Below are 9,402 nucleotides of genomic sequence, written 5' to 3' on the forward strand. Positions count from 1 at the left end.
TGGCCTCGGGAGTGCTGAAATATTCTGCGAGGTCAAATTCTATAAAGGTCTCGATCATTTTACTCTCCGCGCATGTGAAAAACGGGCGACCCAAAGGTCGCCCGTTTTCGTTACTCAGCAGCTTGCGTCCGCAGCCGTCTCCCAATCAGAATGAAAAAGGGGACAGATTTATTTTCTCGGTTCTTAAATAAATCTGTCCCTTTTTTTTCCGTGAGATCGCCCGGGCTCCTGGAGAGTTCAAGCCAATTACGACGGACAAAGGAATTCCTTTCTTGGAGAAGCGCTTGACGGATGGCCGGGGAATACGCCTGAATATGGATGGAACATTTAAAGGGTTCGTGGATTGATTATGACTACTGAATTTTATGAAGTGATTTTTGAGGGCGTGCCCGACAAGGCGTTGTTTGCGCTGTTAAAGGTGATCGAAGGTAGTGCTGATATACTCTCTGATCTGACACTGTCGGAGCCTGTCGAGCTTCTAAGTAAAAGCGGTATTTATAAAAAGCTGATAGATGATTTTTGTACTCGTGAAGAGGATGTATGTTTGTCAGAATGTCTTGGTGGTTTCCATGTTTCGCCGGCACTGACACTTCCTTCGGTTCTGTTGAGAGTGGTCAAGTGTGGTGTGGGAGTCGATGTCGAGTTATCTTTTGATAATGTCGTCGCTTCTGATGTTGATAGTGTGATGCTGGCTGTGCAGATATATGCGAGTAATTTGTCTAGGTTTTTTGGGGTGACAAAATTTTACGGTGGGCTAGAGCCCGCTGTAGATGTCGAGACTCGATATTTCACTAATGATTTGTTGGGTCCTTTATCTTTGCCCCATTGAGGTAACGTAGGAAAGGGGGACTCAAGGAAGCTGTCCCCAATTTTGTGTAAACGGGATTTCTGTTAAACAAAAAAAGGGTCAGATTTATTTTTTGATTCTTTGCTACGCTAGAATTTCATTAAAAATGGAGTGCTGCGATGAGTCTTACTATTTTAGAGTTTGCACGATCGTTTGTAGCGGGAAGACTGACAGCCGAAATTTTCTCTGAGGCTTATATTGAACTTTGGAAGATTGAGCGAGATAGGAACGTCCTTCAACTCGATGAACCCTCGTTAAATGAGTGCCTATCAAGTATTTTTTGTGCTGCGGATATGTACGAGCCAAGCGAGTCAAGGGAAGAGTATGAGCTTGACGACGAAATGCTTAGAACTGAGGTTGCGAGATTGGTGCAAAAGATAGTGTCTGATTAGCTGTTTCAACGGGGGGGGGACGGATCACGTTATCTGTGCGGTTTCTTAGATAGAAAACGTGGTCTGTCCCTGAGGAGACTTTACACATGATGGAAAAAGGGAACACCCATTAGCCGGTCTCAAGTCAAGGCTAAAAGCCAACTCCGGGCATCTCTCATGAACTCCGCAATGGCCTCTGGAGTACTGAGATATTCTGCGGGGTCAAATTCTGTAAAGGTCTCGATCATTTTGCTCTCCGCGCATGTAAAAAACGGGCGACCCAAAGGTTGCCCGTTTTCGTTACCCAGCAGCTTGCGCTCGCAACCGTCTCCCAATCACATCGAAAAAAGCGAAAAAAGGGGACAGATTTATTTTTTGATTCTTTGCTACGCTGAAAGCTTCCACGGAGGAGGAATCACATATGCCCAGGATGGGACGTATTGTTTTACCGAATTACCCACACCATATCGTACAACGCGGTCATAACCGTCAGGTGGTGTTTGCCGTTGCCGAGGATTATCAACGCTACCTCACGGACCTGCGTGAACTTAAGGATGCATTTGGCGTAAAGGTCTACGCCTATTGGAAAAGGGGACAGATTTATTTTCCCGGTTCTTAAATAAATCAGTCCCTTTTTTCGCTTTTTTTCTTTTTGCGATTCGTCCTCGAACAGGAGACGTAGTTCCGCGTTGCGAGAATTGCACAAATATTTTTGGAGCGGAATAATGGAAATGGATGATGAGTTTTTGGAAGTCAATGATTTAGATTGGTTTGCTTCGTGTAAAGATGGATTTCTTGCGCATTTTGCGACTGGAGGAAAGGGGGGCGTTCCGCAGTCAATAAGAGAGTCCCTTTCTGAGTATGAGTTGATATATGAGTATTTTTATTCGTTAGAAGAATGCTTTGAGGTTGAGGTGGTCGAAGAGAATCTCCCGATATTCAGCTCTGAAGTTCAACTGAGTAGATACTTGCAGTCTTTTGTTTCTATGGCGAAGAAAGGGTTGTTTAGTCATGATTTTGATGGGGAAGGGTACAAGTTAGTCGCCAAGCCGAAAAGTGGTAAAAAGAGATCCGAGCTACCAGCAGAAATTTTAAATGTGATTTGCATACTGTCAGTGGACTCTTGTGAGAATGTGTAGTGTGAAAAGGGGACAGATTTATTTTCTCGGTTCTTAAATAAATCTGTCCCCTTTTCTTTTTCCCACAGCTTTCACCCGCAACCTTCTCCCGATCACATCGCACCCGTCGCGCAGCGCTTCGGTGGTGGAATGGTTAACCGAGCCTGTCGTAGGAATCGACGGAGCGAAAATTCCCCATTGACTTGCAGGACATTTCCTAGAAAATTCCAACCTCTTGCGCCTGCTGATTTCGGTGCCTAGTCTTTGCTCACCGCTGCCAATTCAGCGGTCGGGTTTAGTCGCTCGGTATCTCGTTAGGCGCAAGGTCTCCTTGAAGTCAGGCTACGGTTTTCTCGCTGATTTTATGGTGGCTGTGCGCAGGGCACTTTCGGGTGCGCCGGTATCCTAACGTCCCGGTCGACTAACCTGTGCACAGCCGCCACCCACTTCGTTTAGTCGCGAACAGTGGCGGATCCGACTGACGTTAGGAGGTCCATATGGACAAACTCATCCCAGACCCACCCGTTCCACCGCTGCACCTGGACGTCGCCGCCGACGCCAACGCCGAACGTGTCATCGATTCCTATCTGAACCCCAAACCCGCCCAGCCTGACAAGAAGCCACCTCCGGACCAGTTGTTCGCCGTCGTGGAGGGCGTCGATGCTGAAAGCCTGTTGGCCAATCTCAGCGAAACCTTGGCCTGCGCCAATGCCATGGCCAGCGATTTGGCGTTCGATCTGGAGGATTCTCGACGGCATGTTGCACTCGGGCTGCAGCAGTTGATCGAGTTGGGTCAGCTATTGGCAAACCGGGCGCTGGATGTCATCGACCCTAGATAGACGTTAGTAATTGGCGTGGGATAGACCCCATTTTCCCAAGATAAATCGGGTCGGAAGCAGGGCAGCTTCCGACCCAAGACACCCGCTTGCAGATCATCCCAAGCGCTCCGCGCTATACCTGATCCATGTCCTCGGTCACCCACTGGTCCTCGCCCAGGAACCCGCCGCTCTGATGGTGCCACAGCCGCGCATAGATGCCGTTCTTGGCCAGCAATTCAGCGTGGGTACCCTGTTCGACGATGCGCCCCTCATCCATGACAATCAGTCGATCCATCGCCGCAATCGTCGATAGCCGATGGGCGATGGCGATGACGGTCTTGCCCTGCATCATTTCATCGAGGCTTTCCTGGATGGCCACTTCGACTTCCGAATCCAGCGCGCTGGTCGCCTCGTCGAGGAGCAGGATCGGGGCGTTCTTGAGCATCACTCGGGCAATCGCGATGCGTTGGCGCTGACCGCCCGACAGCTTGATGCCGCGCTCGCCCACCAAGGTGTCGTAGCCGCTGTGACCTTGGCGGTCGCTCAGTTGGCTGATGAACTCATCGGCCTGGGCATTGGCCGCGGCACGGCGGATTTGTGCGTCGCTGGCATCGGGGCGGCCGTAGGCGATGTTGTCGCGAATGGAGCGGTGCAGCAGGGACGTATCCTGGGTGACCATGCCGATGGAACTGCGCAGGCTGTCCTGCGTCACGTGGGCAATGTCTTGCCCGTCAATGCGAATCTGCCCGCTGTCGACATCATAGAAACGCAGCAGCAAGTTGATGAGCGTGGATTTACCCGCGCCGGAACGGCCTACCAGGCCGATTTTCTCGCCCGGGCGAATGTCCAGGCTCAAGCCATCGAGCACCTGGCGTTCACCGTTGTAGTTGAAGCTCACCTTGTCGAAGGTGACCGCTCCGCCAGTGGTCGCCAGCACCCCGGCGTCCGGCGCGTCCTGCACCTTGGGGCCGCGGGTCAGGGTGTCCATGCCATCCTGCACGGTGCCGATGCTCTCGAACAGCGAGGTCATTTGCCACATGATCCAGTGCGACATGCCGTTGATGCGCAACGCCATGGCAGTGATCGCCGCCACGGCACCGGCGCCGACTTCGCCCTGGTGCCACAGCCACAGCGCATAACCGCCTGCTGCCATGATCAACCCCACCACCAACGCTTGGTTGACGATCTCGAACTGGCTGACCAGGCGCATCTGGCGGAAGCCGGTCTGCTTGAAATCCTCCATGGCCGCACGCGCGAAGTGCGCTTCTCGATTGGAATGGGAGAACAGTTTCACGGTGGTGATGTTGGTGTAGGCGTCCGAGATACGTCCGGTCATCGAGGAGCGCGCATGGGCCTGTTCCTGCCCGACTTTGCCCAGGCGGGGCACGAAGTAGAGCATGGCCAGCCCGAACAACAGGATCCAGGCCAGGAAAGGCAGCATCAGTTTCAGGGCGAAGCCGCCGGCCAATGCGATGATCGCAATGAAATACACACCGATGCCGGGTGCGATCTCGATCAGGGTGAACAGCACGTCACGCACGGCCAGCGCAGTCTGCATCACTTTGGTGGTGACCCGGCCGGAGAACTCATCGGAAAAAAACGACAGGCTTTGCCGCAGCATCAGGCGGTGGAAGTCCCAACGCAGGCGCAACGGTAGATTGATCGCCAATACCTGGTGCTGCACCATGGTGCGCAACGCCACCAGCCCGATGCTGGCCACCATGACGATGCCCATGCCCCACAGCACGCGACTTTCCTGAGCCGCCGCCTCACCACCGGCCTGCCAGGTCGAGAGCAGGTCCACGACCTGACCGAGGAAAGAAAACAGCCAGGCTTCGTAGATCGACACACCGGCGCTGAGCAGCGCAAACGCAAGGATGTAGCCGCGGGCGCCTCGTGTGCAGGCCCACAGGAACCGGGCCAGGCCTTCGGGTGGCGGCGGTACCTCATCGGGCGGGAAGGGGTCGAGTCTTTGTTCAAACACGCGAAGCATGGTGGTCTCCAAAACGATCAATCGGGAGATTCTGCCATTTAAAGGTGGCGTTGAGGGTTATATGACGTTGTGGCCCGAAGGCGTGGGCGCCGTTCCTTTGCCCTCCGCAGTACCCACGACGTTTCACTGCGCACTCAACTCCCACAACACATCCAGCACATGTTGCGTAGACCGCTCGATGTCCCGACTGCGGTGGGCAATTCCCAGGTGACGCCACAATAAGGGCTTCAATGGCCGCATGACGATCCTATTATCGAGCAATGGCGTGGCCGCCTCATGGGGCAACAACGTCGCACCATATCCTGCCGCCACCAGGCTTTTGATCGCGTCGTTGTAGTTCAGTTGGATACGCGGCGCAGGCTGTTGCCCATCACTGGCGAACCACTCCGCCGTCAAGCGTGACAGGCGTGTGGTGACGTCATTCAAAATCAACGGTTGAGTGGCCAACCACGCGGGGGTCACAACCTGCGGGGACTCCCAGCGAGCCGGCAGGAACGCCATGACCGGGTCCCGTCGCCACGGCTCGATCCGCAAGCCCTTCACCGGGGACTGCGGCAGCGCGACCAAACCAACCTCCAAAGAGCCCTCGGCAAGTTTCTTCAAGGTTTCCTGGGAGGTGAGCACCGCGACTTGTACATCGATCGCGGGGTGGCGTTGGCTCAACGTCTCCAACGCATGCGGCAGCAATTGTGCGATGGCCCCTGTGGAGGCGCCCAGCCGCACACGCCCGGCCAATCCCTGTACCTGACGTTCCACGTCCTCGAGCGCCTGTTCTGCGTCTGCCAATAGGCGCCGTGCGCGTTCCACCAGCGTGTTCCCTATCGCTGAAGGCTGAACGCGGCCACGTGTGCGCGACAACAGCTTGCCGCCCACCCGCGCCTCCAGGTCGGCGATATGCAGGCTGACGGTGGGCGGCGCAAGGTGCAGCACGCGGGCCGCTTCGGCAAACGAACCCAGGTCGGCAATCGCCACTAAGGTGCGCAGACGGTCCAGGCTGATTTCGCGCATGAGGGATTCCTTGTTCAGAAAAACTGAATTTCAAAGTTTATAAATTCAACTTTTCCTATCTTAGAGCGTCGCTGAAGATTGGGCTCCTGTTTTCCAATGTTCGAGAGCATTCCATGGCAAGTCCCCTTGTATTCATCGATGGCGACCAAGGCACCACCGGGCTGCAAATCCATCAACGCCTGCGCGAGCGCAGCGATCTGCGGCTTTTCACACTCAGCCCCGAACATCGCAAGGACCCGCAACGTCGTGCCGAAACCATCAACCACTGCGACATCGCGATTCTCTGCTTGCCAGACCAAGCCGCGCGCGACGCGGTAGCGTCCATCGAAAACCCCGCCGTTCGGGTGATCGATGCGAGTTCGGCGCACCGTACCGATCCAGACTGGACCTATGGTTTCGCAGAGATGAATCCGCAACAGGCCCAACGCATCGCCGCGGCGCGACGGGTCAGCAATCCCGGTTGCTATCCAACGGGGGCGATCGGGTTGCTGCGCCCATTGCTGGAGGCCGGGTTAGTGCCGGCGGATTACCCGCTGAACATTCATGCGGTGTCGGGTTATTCCGGAAAAGGGCGCGTCGGCGTGCAAGAGCATGAGGGCGAAGGCGCGGCACAGGCGTCGGCATTTCAGGTCTATGGGCTGGGGCTGGCACACAAGCATATTCCGGAGATTCAGCAGCAAAGCGGATTGACGGAGCGGCCGATGTTCGTGCCGGCCTATGGCGCTTTTCGGCAGGGGATCGTGCTGACCATCCCCTTGCACACCCGATTGCTGGCGCCAGGCGTGAGCGCGGTGCACTTGCATGGGTGTTTGATGCAGCACTACGCCGATGCGCGCCATGTACAGGTGATGCCGATGCAGGAATCCAAGGAGTTGACGTCCCTTGATCCTCAAGCGCTCAACGGGACAGATGATTTGCGACTGTCGGTGTTTGAGAATGATGAGACCGGGCAGGTTTTGCTGGCTGCGGTGTTTGACAATCTTGGGAAGGGCGCTGCTGGCGCGGCGGTGCAGAACCTGTACTTGATGCTTGCAAGCGCAGGCCGCTGAGTATTTCGCATGCTGTTATTTATGTGCCAAGTTGATTGGAAACCTGACTGAGCCGTGTCTATAGTTTTTGGCGCCAGATAGATCGGAGGCTAGGACATGAGTCAGAGCATTTCGCCCGCCGCTTCAGCTGCGCGGAACACAGGCATGGTCGCCACCACCTTGTGGGGCTCGGACAAAATCGCAGGCATTGCGGTCGATCCGGACGGCGCTATCTGGCTTGGCGCTTATAGTCGCCTGGGGCTGGGAGGCGAAGAGGATTCGGGTTTCACCGCCAGCCTGGTCCGGTTCGATGCCAACGGTAGCCTGGACCGCAACTACAGTGGAGACGGTAAATCCCTTCTCCCCGTGGCGCTCGATATCGAGGACGGCGGCAATGCCGCCGTGCAGCCGGGAGGCGGCTACCTGGTGGCGCGCTACGTGAAAGTAGGCGACGCCTGGGTGTCGGGCATCAGTCGTAACTTGGCCGACGGCAGCCTCGATACGAGCTTCGGGAACGGCGGCACCGCGACAGTGCCTTTCTACTGGAATGACTTTCTAGGCCAGCAAGCGTCGTTCTCTGTGCAACGCGACGGCAGCTTTTTCGCAAGCGCCGGGTATCCCTCCGGGGAGATCTATATCGCCCGCTTCGACGCGACGGGAGCTTTGGTCTCGTCTTTCGCAGAGGCAGGGATCCTGCACCTGCCAGCGTCCGTCGGCATTCACCCCAGCCGCACGCTCGACGTTTCGCTGCAGGCAGACGGGAAGGTATTGGTCACGGGGCAAGATACCCTGACCCGCCTCAACCAAGACGGTACTTTGGACAGCAGTTTTGCGAACGGGGGCAGTTTGGCCCTGGATGTTCACGCCGACGCCCTCGTCATCCAGGATGACGGCAAAATCCTGCTGGCGGGGGCCTCGGGCGGCGTGGCGAGCGTCATCCGACTCAATGCCGATGGCTCGCTCGACAGCGGTTTCGGTGATCAGGGCCAGGTACGTTGGGGCTCGGAAAGCGCTCCTTTCGCAGTAACCGACATGATCGTGCTGGCCGACGGCAGGCTATTGATTGGTGGAAGCCAAGGTACAAGCGCGGACGGCTATCTGGCCGCCTTGGTCCAGTTGAACCCCGACGGTCGTCTCGACCACAGCTTTGGCAATCCCGACGACGGCTATTACCACCTGGACGGTGGCCGCGATGCTGACTTCCTGCTCGGTACCGCCTCGTTCGACGATGCGATATCTGGCGGGGTCGGTAACGATCTGCTCGACGGCCAGCAAGGTCGTGACCTGCTGACGGGCGGTGCCGGGGCCGATACGTTCCGTTACCAGTCAGTCTCAGACAGTTACCGAACCGCAACCGCGGCCCATAGCGATCGAATCACCGACTTCGACCCCAGCACCGATACGATGGACCTGTCCTCCCTGGGCTTCCTCGGGCTGGGCAATGGACATGATGGAACGCTGGCGATACGTGTCAATGAAAGCGGGACGCGGACCTACCTCAAGAGTTTCGAGGCCAACGCGGATGGGGAACGCTTCGAAGTGGTCTTCGACGGTAACTTGGGCCAAATGCTGAATGAAACCAACCTCCTGTTTCAGCAAGCCAGGTTGACGGGCACTGAAGGGGCCGATCGTCTACAAGGCAACGCGCGAGGCGAAATCATCGATGGGGGCGCGGGCGATGATCGCCTTTATGGAGCGCTAGGCAATGATGTATTGGTTGGCGCAGAGGGCCGGGACCTATTGGTAGGTGGCGCTAACAACGATGTGTTCCGCTTCGACGGACTGAGCGACAGCTACCGTACCGCCACCGAAAACCACACGGATCGCCTGATTGACTACACCGCGGGTGAAGACACGATCGATTTGTCCGCCTTGGGCTTTACCCGGCTGGGAAATGGTTACAACGGCACGTTGGACGTGGTTGTCAATGAAGCCAAGAACCTGACTTACTTGAAGAGTTACGAAGCCGACGCATCTGGGGCCCGATTCGAATTGAGCTTGGTAGGAGACCACTCCGGTTACCGTAACTTGGACATCATCTTCGCCGAGCCCTCGGAGGAGGAGGCCATTCAATTGGTCGGAGTGGCTAACGACTTCTGGGTATAGAACGCAAACCTGGTTATTCCTTGCCTTGCCCTTGGCCATACGAGCCAGGCCGCCTTCCCAGTGTCTGATCGCTATTGCCCCTCACCATCAGCCCCCTCAATACACCCCCCGAC

The 9,402-nt window shown here is 56.2% G+C and carries 9 protein-coding genes and 1 pseudogene; 8 read left to right on the top strand and 2 right to left on the bottom strand.

The genetic code is table 11. From position 1 onward, the window contains the following. The 6 genes and pseudogenes from LQ215_RS28760 to LQ215_RS28785 form a co-directional block, all read left to right on the top strand. Positions 1 to 191: hypothetical protein (locus LQ215_RS28760; protein ID WP_230153632.1), on the top strand; the 191-nt coding region annotated here is incomplete at its 5' end. 158 nt (positions 192 to 349) lie between these two features. After that, on the top strand, positions 350 to 829 hold the full coding sequence (locus LQ215_RS28765) for a hypothetical protein (protein WP_230153633.1): 480 nt from the start codon (positions 350 to 352) through the stop codon (positions 827 to 829). Positions 830 to 966: 137 nt separating this feature from the next. Then, positions 967 to 1,239, top strand: coding sequence for a colicin immunity domain-containing protein (locus tag LQ215_RS28770; protein ID WP_230153634.1), 273 nt, complete (start codon positions 967 to 969; stop codon positions 1,237 to 1,239). Between the two features lie 400 nt (positions 1,240 to 1,639). After that, positions 1,640 to 1,801 (top strand): annotated as a pseudogene (locus LQ215_RS28775) (transposase); the annotation flags it as partial. A 142-nt stretch (positions 1,802 to 1,943) separates the two neighbouring features. Further along, positions 1,944 to 2,357, top strand: a complete 414-nt coding sequence (locus tag LQ215_RS28780) for a hypothetical protein (protein ID WP_230153635.1) — start codon at positions 1,944 to 1,946, stop codon at positions 2,355 to 2,357. A gap of 476 nt (positions 2,358 to 2,833) precedes the next feature. Then, positions 2,834 to 3,175 carry a DUF6124 family protein gene (locus LQ215_RS28785; protein ID WP_230153636.1) on the top strand — a complete coding sequence of 114 codons (342 nt, stop codon included), beginning with the start codon at positions 2,834 to 2,836 and terminating at the stop codon, positions 3,173 to 3,175. A gap of 112 nt (positions 3,176 to 3,287) precedes the next feature. Here the strand turns inward: LQ215_RS28785 and LQ215_RS28790 are convergent, their stop codons facing one another. Further along, on the bottom strand, positions 3,288 to 5,147 hold the full coding sequence (locus LQ215_RS28790) for an ABC transporter ATP-binding protein (protein WP_230153637.1): 1,860 nt from the start codon (positions 5,145 to 5,147) through the stop codon (positions 3,288 to 3,290). Positions 5,148 to 5,270: 123 nt separating this feature from the next. Next, the gene (locus LQ215_RS28795; protein WP_230153638.1) at positions 5,271 to 6,155 is read right to left on the bottom strand and encodes a LysR family transcriptional regulator; all 885 of its coding nucleotides are present in this window, start codon (positions 6,153 to 6,155) and stop codon (positions 5,271 to 5,273) included. Between the two features lie 113 nt (positions 6,156 to 6,268). Here LQ215_RS28795 and argC point away from each other — a divergent pair, with 113 nt between their 5' ends. Continuing rightward, positions 6,269 to 7,204 (top strand): N-acetyl-gamma-glutamyl-phosphate reductase, encoded by a 936-nt coding sequence (argC, locus tag LQ215_RS28800; RefSeq protein ID WP_230153639.1) that lies wholly within the window; start codon positions 6,269 to 6,271, stop codon positions 7,202 to 7,204. Positions 7,205 to 7,300: 96 nt separating this feature from the next. Then, on the top strand, positions 7,301 to 9,289 hold the full coding sequence (locus LQ215_RS28805) for a M10 family metallopeptidase C-terminal domain-containing protein (protein ID WP_230153640.1): 1,989 nt from the start codon (positions 7,301 to 7,303) through the stop codon (positions 9,287 to 9,289). The last annotated feature ends 113 nt before the right edge of the window (positions 9,290 to 9,402 follow it).

The organism is Pseudomonas brassicacearum, from assembly GCF_918698105.1.
Classification (GTDB): Bacteria; Pseudomonadota; Gammaproteobacteria; order Pseudomonadales; family Pseudomonadaceae; genus Aquipseudomonas; species Aquipseudomonas brassicacearum_F.